11 protein-coding genes are annotated in these 12,660 nt (G+C 59.0%); 5 read left to right on the forward strand and 6 right to left on the reverse strand.

The genetic code is table 11. The annotated features are described in order from the left end of the window. Positions 1-7: 7 nt before the first annotated feature. The 5 genes from yacG to pilB all read right to left on the reverse strand — a co-directional run bounded on the left by yacG (position 8) and on the right by pilB (position 4,827). Complete coding sequence (gene yacG / locus NVV93_RS03710) at positions 8-208, reverse strand: DNA gyrase inhibitor YacG (RefSeq protein ID WP_258253108.1); 201 nt, start codon at positions 206-208, stop codon at positions 8-10. Then, entirely contained in the window at positions 205-816 is a 612-nt protein-coding gene (gene coaE, locus NVV93_RS03715) for a dephospho-CoA kinase (protein WP_258253109.1), read from the reverse strand. Before coaE ends, yacG begins: the two co-directional genes overlap by 4 nt. Further along, complete coding sequence (locus NVV93_RS03720; protein ID WP_258253110.1) at positions 813-1,685, reverse strand: A24 family peptidase; 873 nt, start codon at positions 1,683-1,685, stop codon at positions 813-815. The genes coaE and NVV93_RS03720 overlap by 4 nt, the downstream gene beginning before the upstream one ends. Positions 1,686-1,687: 2 nt before the next feature. Then, a complete protein-coding gene (locus tag NVV93_RS03725; protein ID WP_258253111.1) occupies positions 1,688-2,905 on the reverse strand; it encodes a type II secretion system F family protein in 1,218 nt (405 codons plus the stop codon). 218 nt (positions 2,906-3,123) lie between these two features. Continuing rightward, positions 3,124-4,827, reverse strand: coding sequence for a type IV-A pilus assembly ATPase PilB (pilB, locus tag NVV93_RS03730; RefSeq protein ID WP_258253112.1), 1,704 nt, complete (start codon positions 4,825-4,827; stop codon positions 3,124-3,126). Positions 4,828-5,047: 220 nt separating this feature from the next. Between pilB and NVV93_RS03740 the strand changes: the two genes are divergently transcribed. Together NVV93_RS03740 and NVV93_RS03745 are read left to right on the forward strand one after the other, a co-directional pair. After that, positions 5,048-5,467 (forward strand): prepilin-type N-terminal cleavage/methylation domain-containing protein, encoded by a 420-nt coding sequence (locus NVV93_RS03740; protein WP_309137384.1) that lies wholly within the window; start codon positions 5,048-5,050, stop codon positions 5,465-5,467. A gap of 142 nt (positions 5,468-5,609) precedes the next feature. After that, complete coding sequence (locus NVV93_RS03745; protein ID WP_258253113.1) at positions 5,610-7,292, forward strand: PglL family O-oligosaccharyltransferase; 1,683 nt, start codon at positions 5,610-5,612, stop codon at positions 7,290-7,292. Between the two features lie 184 nt (positions 7,293-7,476). On the opposite strand, the gene nadC is transcribed toward NVV93_RS03745, so the two are convergent. Then, complete coding sequence (gene nadC, locus NVV93_RS03750; RefSeq protein ID WP_258253114.1) at positions 7,477-8,325, reverse strand: carboxylating nicotinate-nucleotide diphosphorylase; 849 nt, start codon at positions 8,323-8,325, stop codon at positions 7,477-7,479. Positions 8,326-8,699: 374 nt separating this feature from the next. On the opposite strand from nadC, the gene NVV93_RS03755 reads away from it, so the two are divergent. The 3 genes from NVV93_RS03755 (at position 8,700) to ampE (ending at position 12,505) form a co-directional block, all read left to right on the forward strand. Beyond that, a complete protein-coding gene (locus tag NVV93_RS03755; RefSeq protein ID WP_258253115.1) occupies positions 8,700-10,997 on the forward strand; it encodes a DUF1631 domain-containing protein in 2,298 nt (765 codons plus the stop codon). Positions 10,998-11,108: 111 nt separating this feature from the next. Then, the gene (ampD, locus tag NVV93_RS03760; RefSeq protein ID WP_258253116.1) at positions 11,109-11,657 is read left to right on the forward strand and encodes a 1,6-anhydro-N-acetylmuramyl-L-alanine amidase AmpD; all 549 of its coding nucleotides are present in this window, start codon (positions 11,109-11,111) and stop codon (positions 11,655-11,657) included. Positions 11,658-11,668: 11 nt separating this feature from the next. Next, positions 11,669-12,505: a regulatory signaling modulator protein AmpE gene (ampE, locus tag NVV93_RS03765; RefSeq protein WP_258253117.1), complete on the forward strand. Its 837-nt coding sequence runs from the start codon at positions 11,669-11,671 to the stop codon at positions 12,503-12,505. Positions 12,506-12,660: the final 155 nt, after the last annotated feature.

A 12,660-nucleotide genomic window follows, 5' to 3' on the forward strand; every position in this document is an offset into this window, starting at 1 on the left:
TGGGCTATTAATGTTCGCGGGGCGGTAGTTGGCCTGAGAACAACTCGTCTTCCAGGGAATCACCGGGGATCGCATGCTCTTCGGCCGCCCAGGCGCCAAGATCGATCAGTTTGCAACGTTCCGAGCAAAACGGCCGGTGCAGGCTTTGCGCACTCCATTCGACGGGAGCGCCACAGGTTGGGCATTTGATGATGGTGGGCTGGCTCATGGCTGGCCTCCTCGCAAAGTCAGATAAAACTGGTGCAAACGCTCGACTTCGGCCTGCAGCCAGGCGAGATCGCGATCGTTGACCAAGACGTCATCAGCATGACGCAGGCGCTCCTCACGATTGGCCTGGACCTGCAGAATCGCGTTGACCTGTTCCGCTGAAGTCTGATCGCGCAGCATGGTGCGTTGCACCTGCAGCTCCTCGGGAGTATCCACCACCAAAATGCGCTGGGTCAGCCGTCGTTGTCCGGATTCGATTAGCAGCGGCGAGACCAGAATGGCGTAGGGCGATTCGGCCCGCGCGAGATAGTCATGGATTTCCTGGCCGATTAGCGGGTGTAGCAGAGCCTCCAACCAGCGACGCTCTTCGGCGTTCTGGAAAACACGGGTACGCAACGCGGCTCGATCCAGTTGGCCATCGGCCTGCAGAACCTCTTCGCCGAAATGCTCGGCGATTCGCGCGAGTGCTGGGCGCCCTGGCTCGACGACCCAGCGTGCGGCATGGTCGGCATCCACGGTATGCACGCCAAGATCAATAAAGTGCTTGGCGGCCGCGCTCTTGCCACTGCCGATGCCACCGGTTAGGCCGAGAATCCAGGGTTTGCTCATTTAAAACCGGCAAATTGCAGATAGGTTGCGGTTATTTGATCACCCCAGAGCAGTGCGATCCAGCCCGCAATTGCCAGGTAGGGGCCGAAGGGGATAGGCGTGCTGGTTTCGGCATTGCGCAGGCGCAGCATGATTACGCCCAATACTGCGCCGACCAGCGAGGAGAGCAGGATAGTCAGCGGCAATATCTGCCAGCCGCCCCACGCGCCAAGCATGGCGAGCAGCTTGAAGTCGCCATGGCCCATGCCTTCCTTGCCGGTGATGAGCTTGAACAGCCAATACACCGACCAGAGGCTGAGATAACCGGCAATCGCGCCCCACAAGGCATCTTCGAGGCTGGCGAACAGGCCGAACTGATTAATGATTAGGCCTAGCCATAGCAATGGCAGTACCAATACGTCAGGCAGCAATTGGTGGTCGGCATCAATCAAGCTCATCGCCAGCAGCCCCCAAGTAAGCAGCAGCATGGCGCCGCCCTGCCAATTGAAGCCGAAGTGCCAGGCGACATAGGCCGAAAGCAAGCCGCAAGCCAGCTCCACCAGCGGGTAGCGCAGGCTGATCGGCGCTTTGCAGGCCGAACACTTGCCGCGTAGGGCCAGATAACTGAGCAGCGGGATGTTTTCCCACGCCTTGATCTCGTGGCCACAGGCTGGGCAGTGGGAGTTGGGTAGGATCAAGTTGAAAGTATGGCCGCTGGCTTCTGCCGGCAGCTCCAGCACTTCCCGTGCCTGAGCCTTCCAGTCGCTGAGCATCATCTTCGGCAGGCGATGGATTACCACATTGAGAAAACTGCCGACCAGCAGGCCAAGCAGCAGTGCGCACAAAACAAAGGCCAGCACATGACTGGCCAGAAAGTCGATAACAGGCATTTTTAGACGACGGCACCCAGCTGGAAGATTGGCAGGTACATGGCGATGATCAGGCCGCCGACCAACACGCCGAGTACGGCCATAATCATCGGCTCCATCAGGCTGGTGAGCCCATCGACCATGTTGTCGACTTCTTCCTCATAGAAACTAGCAACCTTGTCCAGCATTTCGTCCAAAGAGCCGGATTCTTCGCCGATGGCGGTCATCTGAATGGCCATGGTCGGGAAGGTGTTAGTGGTGCGCATGGAGAAGTTGAGCTGCATGCCGGTGGAAACGTCTGACTTGACCTTATTGGTGGCGTTGCGGAACACCACGTTGCCGGTGGCGCCGGCTACTGAGTCGAGCGCGTCGACCAGCGGCACGCCGGCGGCGAAGGTGGTCGACAGCGTGCGGGCGAAACGCGCGACCGCGGACTTGTAGAGGATATCGCCGACGATGGGCAGTTTGAGTACGGTTCGATCTATCCAATCGCGGAATTTTTCCGAGCGCTTCTGTGCTTCCTTAAAGGCAACTGCCGCAGCAAATATGCCAATCAAAAAAACAAACCACCACTTTTGCAATGCCTCGGAAATACCGATTACGAATAGAGTGAAAGCCGGTAGTTCGGCGCCGAAGTTGGCAAATACTGTCTGGAACTGTGGGACTACTTTGATCAGCAAAATCGCCGAAACGATGACCGCCACGACTACCACTGCGATCGGGTAGTTCATCGCCTTCTTAATCTTGGCCTTCAGAGCTTCGGTCTTTTCCTTGTAGGTAGCGACGCGATCCAGCAGGGTTTCCAGTGCTCCGGATTGCTCGCCGGAGTCCACTAAATTGCAATACAGATCATCGAAATACTGCGGTTTCTTGCGCAGGGAGGCGGCGAAACTGTTACCGGCAGCCACTTCCTGTTTGACCTCGTCCACCAGCTTGCGCATGTTCGGGTTATCGAAGCCTTCGCCGATGATGTCGAAGCTCTGCAGCAGCGGTACCCCGGCTTTCATCATGGTTGCCATCTGCCGGGTGAACAGGGCTATGTCCATGGGTTTGATCTTCTTGCCGGCGCTGAATAGCGAGATGCCTTTCTTGCGCACCTTGATCGGGTTGATGCCCTGTTTGCGCAATTGTGCCTTGACCAGCGCGGGGTTCTGCCCGCTGAGCTCACCCTTCATGCGGGTGCCTTTCTTGTCCGTCCCTTCCCAGGCAAAAATACTGGTTTTCAACGCCTTTTCAGCCATTTTCTCGCCCTAGCGGTAATGCCTGCTTCGTTCCGGACAGGCTGGTTATTCTTGGTATTTGTCGTTATGGGTAGATACGTTTCGCGCCTGTAGGAGCCTTCTCGTCAAACAGGTCGGATGTCCTGGGAGCTCTTTTGTAGGAGCGAATTCACTCGCGATGTTTTTCCCGTAGCCGAAGCTCGCGAATGAATTCGCTCCTACAAAAGCCTGGTGCCCTGTCAATCCTTGGTCACCCGGTTAACCTCTGCAAGGCTGGTGATGCCCTGCATGGCTTTCTCCAGGCCGGATGTACGCAAGTCGTTGAAACCATCTTTACGCATCTGTACGCCAATATCGATGGAGTTGCCGTCCTCCATGATAATCCGCTGCAGGGCCGGCGTGTTTTTAACCACTTCATAAATACCCAAGCGGCCTTTATAGCCGCCCTTGCAGTTCTCGCAGCCGACTGGGGCGTAAATCTTGAAGGTGCCGATCTTGTCTTCGGGGAAGCCTTCGTGCAGCAGGGTTTCGTGGGGGATCTGCACTTCCTTCTTGCAGTGCGGGCACAGCTTGCGCGCCAGGCGCTGAGCGATGATCAGGTTGACCGAGGTGGCGATGTTGAAAGCCGGCACGCCCATATTGCGCAAGCGCGTCAGCGTTTCGGCGGCGCTGTTGGTGTGCAGGGTGGACATGACCATATGCCCAGTCTGCGCGGCCTTGATGGCGATTTCCGCGGTTTCCAGGTCACGAATCTCACCGACCATGATGATGTCCGGGTCCTGGCGCAGGAAGGCGCGCAAGGCCTGGGAGAAGTCCATGCCCTGTTTCGGGTTGACGTTGACCTGGTTGATGCCCTCAAGGTTGATCTCCACCGGGTCTTCGGCAGTGGAAATGTTCACGTCGGCGGTGTTGAGAATATTCAGGCCGGTGTACAGCGATACGGTCTTGCCCGAACCGGTGGGGCCGGTGACCAGGATCATGCCCTGGGGTTGCTTGAGGGCGGTCATGTACAGCTCTTTCTGACCTTCCTCATAGCCCAGGGCATCGATACCCATCTGCGCGCTGGTAGGGTCGAGAATCCGCATGACGATCTTTTCGCCCCACAGGGTCGGCAGGGTGTTGACCCGGAAGTCGATGGACTTGGACTTGGAGATCTTCATCTTTATCCGGCCGTCCTGCGGCTTGCGCCGCTCGGAAATGTCCAAGTTGGCCATCACCTTCAGGCGCGCGGAGATACGCGGAGCCAGCTGGATCGGCGGGCGGGCGACCTCGTGGAGGATGCCGTCGGTGCGCAGGCGCACGCGGTAGACCTTTTCATAGGGCTCGAAGTGCAGGTCGGACGAGCCGCCTTTGATCGCATCCAGGAGCATCTTGTTGACGAAGCGCACCACTGGCGCGTCGTCGGCGTCCTGGCCGGTGGCGGCGTCCTGCTTGTCTTCATCGACGGCCTGGATATCCAGCCCATCGAGATCGACGTCGGCAAGGTCTTCCAAGCCGCTGTTGGCGGCGTCGAAGAACTTGTCGATGGCCTCGCCGAGCTTGTCGTCCTCGACCAGGATGGCCTCGGTGGTCAGCCCGGTGCTGAACTGGATGTCGGTGACCGCCTGGTGATTGCTGGGGTCGGAGAGCGCGACGAATAGCTTGTTGCCGCGCCGCCACAGCGGCAGGGCGCGGTGCTGGCGGATCAGTTTCTCGCTGACCAGCTCCTTGGGCTGGCCTTCCTTGTCGATGCTGGCGAGGTCGACGAAGGCCACGCCAAACTGCTCGGCCGCCAGTTCGGCCAGGGCGCGGCTTTTCACCAGCTTGTTCTGCACCAGGTAGGTGACCAGCGGCAGCTTGTTGCGCTGGGCCTGCTGCTGGGCCTGCTGGGCGGTTTTTTCGTCTAGCAGTTCGGCCAGCACCATCTGCCTGGCCAGGCCGGAAAGGGCGACGCTGTCGTTCATAAGGGGCTCCACGGGGAATGCAAGCCTTATAACCCACTGGAGAAAGGCTGCCAAATCGGCGGAGCCGGGGTGACGATAATTGTCAGCATCTACTGAAGTTGGGGGTTTGTCGTGCCGGGTTTGGCGGTGGAAACTCAGGGAAAACGTCTTTCCGAGTGTTTGGCACGCAATATGCTTTTTCGGAATTAGGCGTTAGGCCTATTAACCCAAGGAGAATTACATGAAAGCTCAAATGCAAAAGGGTTTTACCCTGATTGAATTGATGATCGTGGTGGCGATCATCGGTATTTTGGCTGCCATCGCGCTGCCGGCTTATCAGGACTATACCAACCGGGCTCGCGCCTCTGAAGTGGTGCTGGCGGCGAGTGGGGCGCGCACCTGCGTATCAGAAATCAACCAAAGTGCCTCAACTTTCACGAATACCAGTTTCGATGGTTGTGATTCAACTGCTGTAACGCAGTTTGTCACCGGCGTGGCGGTCGATGGTACTACTGGCGCAGTCGTGGCTTCGGGCGACATTAACGGTACAGCTGTTACCGTTAATTTGACCCCAACTACCGCTGCCAACTCGAATACTCCTATCGAAGGCTGGACCTGCTCTGGTACTCCTCCGAACTGGATGCCGGGTAGCTGCAAATAATCGAGCTTTTGGATTATACGGCCATTTGGTGGGCTTGAAGTATTTGGCTCGTATTGAATGGCGAGTATGATCTGACTGTAAATTAACGCCCCGCCTAGTGCGGGGCGTTTTTTTATAATGTACGAGTGGTTAGGTCTTATAGATGAATATATATAAGGGGCAGCAGTGGTTGCTTGTGCTGGCCGCTAGCGCGCTATTTGTGGCTTGGCTTTTACCTAATCATTATTCGCCATGGGCGACGGCCTATCAGGAGTTTGCGGCGTTTTTTTCCGGCTTACTGCTAATCACGGCCATGTTGCTGGCAGGGCCGGTAAAAGTTTCGCCGGCATTGCTCGTTTTCTTCCTGTTGCCTGTTATTCCGCTGCTCCAGCTAGGTTTTGGGTTGATCTACTTTGCTGGCGACGCTTGGATTACATCCTTATACCTCCTCGGCTTTGCCTTGATGTTACAGGTTGGCTACCACCTGGCGGCGCGGCCGGTTAGCCGTGATTTTTTTGTGCGGCTATTGGCCGGATTATTTATTCTTGCTGCGGTTTTGTCGGTATGGATAGCGTTGCGTCAGTGGCTGCTCTTGCCTGGCAGTATTTGGACGGCCGATTTGCCGCCAGGCGCTCGACCCTTTGCCAATATGGGCCAGCCCAATAATCTGGCAACACTGCTGTGCATGGGGCTTGCCGGGGTGTTGTATGTCTACGAAAAGCACCTGCTCGGCTCTGTCGCGGCTGGGCTGCTTGCCTGTTTTCTGTTGGTGGGTGTCGCCCTGACCCAGTCTCGCGCGCCTTGGCCTACCGCAATCGCAGTGGTTGCCTTCTGGGCCGTGAAGGCGAATGTCTATACACAGCGCCTGACCCTACGCGGCTTGCTTGGTTGGCTCGGTGTTTATGCGTGTTGTTTCTTGGTTTTGACGCAGCTCGCCGAGTGGCTCCTGCTTTCCGATGTGGATGTCGGCCGGTCGGGTTCGGTTTCTGAGCGCTGGAGCATCTGGTCGCAGCTTTGGCAGGATGTATGGCGTGGCCCCTGGTGGGGCTATGGTTGGAACCAAGTCGCGGTCGCGCAAATGCAGGGGGCGTTGCATTTTCCGGCGCCTTCTATTTCCCTGGATGGGCATAATCTATTACTTGATCTGATGGTCTGGAATGGGCCTTTGCTCGGTGGGTTGATCTTCTTCGGCGTCGTGGTTTGGCTAGCGGGAGTTGGGGCCCGTGTCCGCAGCGCAGAGAGCTTGTTCGCCTTGCTTGCGGCTGGCTTCATCCTCGGGCACTCCATGGTTGAGTTTCCATTTGAATCGGCTTTTTTCCTGTTCCCCTTGGGTTTGTTGTTGGGGGTAGCGGCAGCGGAGGGTCCTCAGTTCGCGGTTGTTATGCCGCGCTGGCTGATGGGCGTTGTTCTAGTCATGTGTGTCGGTTTGTTTGGTTGGTTTTGGCGGGAGTATCGAATCGTCGAAGAGGATCATCGTTTGCTGCGTTTGGAGTTGGCGCGCGTTGGTACGATCAAGGCGGCGCAGCCGGCGCCGGACGTCATTCTCCTGAGTCAGTTACGGGAATTCATCCGTTTTGCTCGAACCCCGCCAACATCTGGGATAAGTGCGTTTGACTTGGATAGGATGGGCAAGGTGGTATACCGCTATCCCAGTATTTCTGGCTTGCTTCGTTATGTAGTTGCTCTGGGCCTTAATGGTCAGCCCGCTGCGGCGCGCGAACAGTTGATGTTGTTTCGTCACCTTTACGGCTACGGTCAGAGGAGGCATGGATATGCGATGTTCGAACTACAGGAAATGCAGAAGCAATATCCGAAGTTGTTTGAGCAGGTTGGCGATGAAACATGATTGGAACTATCGCGGTATGGCGGACTAACTCGTAGGGTGGAATCGCCCCAGGCGCTTCCACCGTTTACCGCGAATCGTTCGGCCATTGAGTTCTGCCGATAAACAAACGCCCTGCCTTGTGTGGGGCGTTTGCTTTTGTGGGCTGGGCCGATGACGGATGACGCCGCTGCGCGGCTAATCCATCCTACAAACTCAGCCGCATCGACAAATCCACCGCCTTCACATCCTTGGTCAGTGCGCCGATCGAGATGTAATCCACTCCGGTCTCGGCGATGGTGCGCAGGGTGCTTTCGTTGATGCCGCCCGAGGCTTCCAGCTTGGCGCGCCCGGCGGTGAGCTGAACCGCAGTGCGCATGTCGTCGAGGCTGAGTTCGTCGAGCATGACGATATCCGCGCCAGCCTCCAGCGCTTCCTTTAGTTCTTCCAAACTCTCCACTTCCACTTCCACCGGCTTGCCCGGGGCGATTTTGTGGGCGGCGGCGATGGCTTGGGCGATGCCGCCGCAGGCGGCGATATGGTTTTCTTTGATCAAGAAGGCATCGTAAAGGCCGATACGGTGGTTGTGGCAGCCGCCGCAGGTGACGGCGTATTTCTGCGCGAGGCGCAGGCCGGGTAGGGTTTTGCGGGTGTCGAGCAGTTTCACCTGGGTGTCGGCGACCAGGTCGGCGTAGTGGCGGCAGCGGGTGGCGACGCCGGAAAGGGTCTGCAGGAAGTTCAGCGCACTGCGTTCGCCGCTAAGTAGCGCGCGTGCCGGGCCTTCGAGGTGGAAAAGCACTTGGTTGGGCGCTACTTGTTCGCCGTCGCGGACTTGCCAGTGCACGGCGACACGCGGATCGAGTTGGCGGAATACCGCATCAACCCAGGCGGTGCCGCAGATTACCGCGGCTTCACGGGTGATGACCGTGGCATGGGCGAGCCGCTCTGCCGGAATCAGTTGCGCCGTGATGTCGCCGTTGCCGATGTCTTCTGCCAGCGCGCGGCGGACGTTGGCTTCGATTTCGGCGCTCAGGTCGGCGAGGGTCAAGTTGGGCATGCTGAATCTCCGCTGGGCTGCCAAGCACTTTTGCTCGGGCGTGGACAAGTCGGTGCAATGAAAAGTGAGCAACATCCTTTTTATAGATGTCACAGAGCTGGCGATTATAGGGATAGCCGACCGCTGGTGCAGCGTCGTGACGAGGCGCCGTGCTATTTCTGCGGGAATGCAGTTGGTCGATAAACGCTCGACTTGCTGTGATGAAGGTCATGTATGGCAGAGAAACTCTGCTTGGAGCTTGCGATTTGCTCTCTATAATGGCTGCGACTTTAATTATTGACGCCTGTTCTTTGACGTGGCGGGCGACGCTCAGACGATTGCTGTGCAGGCTGCCGACCTCTCATGAAACGAGTGCGGCTTGCGGGAGATTCGCAATGACAGACGCGAAAGTGGTGCACCTCAACAAGGCTGCCCCTGAGCATTCGCCGAGCTCGCCGGTCGGAAGACTGCCGGTGGCGCTGATTCATGTGCGCGACAAGGCGGCCCAGCAGCTGAAGCTGGCATTGCAGGCGCTGTTTGATAACGCCGACGATACCTTGTTCGAAATGGCCGACCGGGCGACCAATAACGCCGAACAGAGCAATTTTTTCGAGGCCATGCGCGATCTGCGTTTGAAGCGCAAAACCATCGAACGCGGCTTCCTGCAGAAGATCTTCGAATCCTTCTCCAGCCTCAATCAGTATGAAATCGGCAAGCCAGCGCAATTGGGCTCGATGTCGTTCGATAGCCTGTCGTTGATTCACGAAGATGAGCTGGAAGAAACCGTCGCCCTCGATTCCATGGTCGCCAAGGTGGTGAGCCGTGACGGTATCGCCCTTGGCCATCTGACCACCCGGTTGAACGTGCTGGTCAGCAAGAAAATCGACGACAAAAGCAATCCGCTTGGGCCTACATTGCTGTGCGGCTTGTTCCTCGAGGCCTGTGCCGGCCTTGGGGCTGAGATCAAGATCAAGCTGATCATCTTCAAGCTGTTCGAGAAGTATGTGCTCAGCGACCTCGATCAGTTGTATGGCGAGGCCAATCAGGCGTTGGTCCTGGCGGGCGTCCTTCCCGAACTCAAAAGCACGCTACCGGCGCAGCGCCGGCCTGCCTCCCGCCAGGCGGGTGCGCGAAACGCGCAGGCCGATGGGCCGGCGCTTTCCAGTTCGACGGCCTATGCCAGCGAAGGCGTGCAGGAAATGTTCAGCGCCCTGCAGGAGCTCCTGGCGGAGGTTCGGGGTGGCTCTGCTCAGCCGCGGCGGAGTCTGCCGGCGGATGCCCTGCCCATTTCCAGCAACGACTTGCTGCGCCTGCTATCGCACATGCAGCAGCGCATGCCGCCGCAGGTCGCTGACGATTTCGACTTGCGTAATCAGTTGGAGCAATTGCTCGGCCGTGCCAGCGCTAAAAGCGGCAAGGCGCGGGTGGTTGGCGAGGTGGACGAGGACGTCATCAATCTGGTGTCCATGCTGTTCGAGTTCATTCTCGACGACCGCACCCTGCCGGATTCGCTCAAGGCGCTGATCGGCCGTCTGCAGATTCCGATGCTCAAGGTCGCGGTGATCGACAAGACCTTCTTCAGTCGCGGCAGTCATCCGGCACGGCGCCTGCTCAACGAAATCGCTTCGGCGGCGCTGGGTTGGGTGGATCAGGACGACAGTCGTCGCGACAGCCTGTACCAGAAGATCGAGCAGGTCGTGCAGCGCTTGCTGAACGATTTCGTCGACGATCCGGCGATTTTCTCCGAGTTGCTTACCGATTTCCTGGCCTTCACCGGTGATGAGCGGCGGCGCAGCGAGTTGCTCGAGCAGCGCACCCGCGATGCCGAAGAGGGTAGTGCCAAAGCCGAACTGGCTCGGCGTCAGGTTGAGCAGGCGCTGAACGAGCGCTTGCTGGGCAAGACCCTGCCGGAAGTGGTGGTGCGCCTGTTGCAAGAAGGCTGGAGTAAGGTGTTGATGCTCAGCTTCCTCAAACATGGCGCCGAGTCTGTGGAATGGCAGGCTGCTCTGGCGACCATGGATGAGCTGGTCTGGAGTGTCGAACCGCACGAAGATCCCGAGGCGCGCCTGCAGTTGCTGGAACTGGTGCCGGGCTTGCTCAAGGCGCTGCGCGAGGGCATGGCCAGCGCGGCGTTTGATCCGTTCTCGACCAGTGCGTTCTTCAGTCAGCTGGAGGCCTTGCATGTGCAGGCATTCCAGCGCTTCAAACGCTCAATGCCCGAGGCTGAGGCTCCGGCGGAGCTCGCTGACGACGCCCCGGAGGCAACCGTCGCCGAACCGCTGCCGGCCTTGCTGGAGTTGCCGGCTGCCGAGGTCGATACGCCGGCGATGATCGAAGTGGTCGAAGAAATTATCCTTCTGGCACCGGGCGGAAACGCAGTGGCGGAGCCGGAAGCCAGTCTGCCGGACGATGATGCGGCGCTGCTCGAGGTGGATAACCTGCGGGTCGGCAGCTGGGTCGAGTTTCAAGAGGATGAAGAACACAAACTGCGCTGCAAGCTGGCTGCGTTGATCAAGCCGACCGGCAAGTATGTGTTCGTCAACCGTACCGGCATGAAGGTGCTGGAGAAGACCCGCATGGGCCTGGCGGTGGAGTTCCGCCGCGGCGCTATTCGCCTGCTCGACGATGCGCTGCTGTTCGATCGGGCGCTTGAGTCGGTGATTGGAAACTTGCGGCGGCTCAAGGGCAACTAAGCCTCGGCCATTTAAGCGACAACGCCCGGCTAACTGCCGGGCGTTGTCGTTTTGGCGCTTGGCCCTGCGGGACGCCTGCTCTAGAGTGGCGCCATCGCAAGGAGTGGCTTCATGCATCTGGAACCTCACACCGGCTGGTGCCATGGCGTTCGCCACTGTGCCTCGGCCAATTGCAATGCGCGCCCGCACGGTGAAGTGTCCCTGCTGGTAATTCACAACATCAGCCTGCCGCCTGGGCAGTTCGGGACCGGCAAGGTGCAGGAGTTTTTCCAGAACCGTCTGGACAGCGCCGAACATCCGTACTTCGCGAGCATCGCCGCGCTGACCGTCTCGGCGCATTTCCTCATCGAGCGTGACGGCGCGATCACGCAGTTTGTCTCCTGCCTGGAGCGCGCCTGGCACGCCGGCGTTTCCAGCTTCGAAGGACGCGAGAACTGCAATGATTTCTCGCTGGGGATCGAGCTGGAGGGCACCGATGATCAGCCGTTCAGTGATGCGCAATACGCGGCCCTGATTGACCTGGCCGATGAGCTGCGCCGCCATTACCCGGCGATCACCGCGGCACGAATCTGTGGCCATAGCGATATCGCCCCGGTCCGTAAGACTGATCCGGGACCATGTTTCGACTGGGCGCGGTTGCGCGCCGCGCTGCAAGAATAAGGGGATAACACATGAGTTTTCTGGTGCTTCTGCTGGTGGTGTGGGTGGAGAAGTTTTCCGCCTGGCGCCGGCGCATTCAGCACGATGGGCCGTGGTTGCGTGAGCTGGCGCGGGTCGAAGCCAGTCCACGTTTGGCTGCTGCACCGTATCTGGGCTTGGCCGTGCTGGTGCTGTTGCCGGTGTTCGTCCTCGCCTCGCTGCTGGCTCTGCTGCACCCGCTGGCCTATGGCTGGCTGGCCTTCCCGGTGCATCTGCTGGTGCTGGTGTACAGCCTGGGGCGCGGCGATGTGTTGGCGGCGCTGGGGCCATTCCGCGATGCCTGGCGGCGCGGCGATAACCAGGCGGCTTATCACGTTGCCGAGCGCGACCTCGAGCTGGATGCCGAGGAAAGTGGCGAGCTGCTATTGCGGGTGCAGGGTTATCTGGCCTGGGAGGCCTATCAGAGCTTTTTTGCGGTGGTTTTCTGGTACGCCATGCTCGGGCCGGTTGCGGCATTGGCATATCGGCTGCTGGCGCTGACGGTCGAACATGCCCAACTACCGGCGCTACGTGAGCGCGCGGTACAGCTACGCCATGCTATGGACTGGCTGCCGGTACGGGTGCTGGCGGCGAGTTTTGCCCTGGTCGGCAACTTTGTCGCGGTCAGTCGGGTGTTGCTGCATGAGCTGCTGAGCTGGGAAATCACCGCGGCGCAGCTGATCATCAAGGTCGGGCGAGCGGCCGGCGACCTGCCGGAGTCGGTGTTGGGCGAGGCGGGTGTAGCGAGCCTGGACGAGCTTTGGCAGCTGCTGCTACGCGCGGCGGTACTCTGGTATACCGCGTTCGCCCTGTGGACGCTGTTTTTCTGATTTAGCTTTATCAGATGGATTGAGCGCAGCGATACCCCCTGGCGACACTATGTGTATCGCTGCGCTCAACCCACGCGGCCCGGCCCATCCACCGACTGCTTCAGTTTTTGTAGGGTGGGTTAGCCGCGTAGCGGCGTAACCCACCATCGATGCCA

Origin of the sequence: Pseudomonas sp. LS44 (genome assembly GCF_024730785.1) — a bacterium.
Lineage (GTDB): Bacteria > Pseudomonadota > Gammaproteobacteria > Pseudomonadales > Pseudomonadaceae > Aquipseudomonas.

What these genes read in the sequence shown, in the direction of transcription:
- ampE (WP_258253117.1), top strand. Translation starts at nt 11,669, where the DNA reads ATGAGTTTTCTGGTGCTTCTGCTGGTGGTGTGGGTGGAGAAGTTTTCC.
- NVV93_RS03720 (WP_258253110.1), bottom strand. Translation starts at nt 1,685, where the DNA reads ATGCCTGTTATCGACTTTCTGGCCAGTCATGTGCTGGCCTTTGTTTTG.
- yacG (WP_258253108.1), bottom strand. Translation starts at nt 208, where the DNA reads ATGAGCCAGCCCACCATCATCAAATGCCCAACCTGTGGCGCTCCCGTC.
- NVV93_RS03745 (WP_258253113.1), top strand. Translation starts at nt 5,610, where the DNA reads ATGAATATATATAAGGGGCAGCAGTGGTTGCTTGTGCTGGCCGCTAGC.
- pilB (WP_258253112.1), bottom strand. Translation starts at nt 4,827, where the DNA reads ATGAACGACAGCGTCGCCCTTTCCGGCCTGGCCAGGCAGATGGTGCTG.
- NVV93_RS03755 (WP_258253115.1), top strand. Translation starts at nt 8,700, where the DNA reads ATGACAGACGCGAAAGTGGTGCACCTCAACAAGGCTGCCCCTGAGCAT.
- NVV93_RS03725 (WP_258253111.1), bottom strand. Translation starts at nt 2,905, where the DNA reads ATGGCTGAAAAGGCGTTGAAAACCAGTATTTTTGCCTGGGAAGGGACG.
- ampD (WP_258253116.1), top strand. Translation starts at nt 11,109, where the DNA reads ATGCATCTGGAACCTCACACCGGCTGGTGCCATGGCGTTCGCCACTGT.
- NVV93_RS03740 (WP_309137384.1), top strand. Translation starts at nt 5,048, where the DNA reads ATGAAAGCTCAAATGCAAAAGGGTTTTACCCTGATTGAATTGATGATC.
- nadC (WP_258253114.1), bottom strand. Translation starts at nt 8,325, where the DNA reads ATGCCCAACTTGACCCTCGCCGACCTGAGCGCCGAAATCGAAGCCAAC.
- coaE (WP_258253109.1), bottom strand. Translation starts at nt 816, where the DNA reads ATGAGCAAACCCTGGATTCTCGGCCTAACCGGTGGCATCGGCAGTGGC.